Genomic DNA, 250 nt, shown 5'->3' with positions numbered 1-250 from the left:
ACGAAGGCCGCCATGCCCGTTTCTGGACAAATCTGGTGCATTTGTATTGGCAGGCGGCCAGCCCGGCTGATCGCGACAGCATCGCTCATGTGCTGCCGACGTTTCTAATGCATTACTTGACCAACGATCTGCAAAAATCCTTCGACCTGCAGTTGATCGAACATCTGGGTGTCAGCGCGCGCATCCGTGAGGCCTTGAAAGACGAGGTGGAGGCACTGGCGTTTCCCATCACCCGCCAGCACCCCTTGGT

1 pseudogene is annotated in these 250 nt (G+C 57.2%); it reads left to right on the top strand.

Annotation, left to right across the window (positions count from 1 at the left end):
• Positions 1–250 (top strand): annotated as a pseudogene (locus HU765_RS26690) (aminobenzoate oxygenase); the annotation flags it as partial.

It is taken from the genome of Pseudomonas sp. SWRI81, from assembly GCF_014268545.1.
Classification (GTDB): Bacteria; Pseudomonadota; Gammaproteobacteria; order Pseudomonadales; family Pseudomonadaceae; genus Aquipseudomonas; species Aquipseudomonas hamedanensis.
The sequence above is the reverse complement of the archived record's forward strand: the minus strand, read 5'-3'. Positions and strand labels throughout refer to the sequence as shown.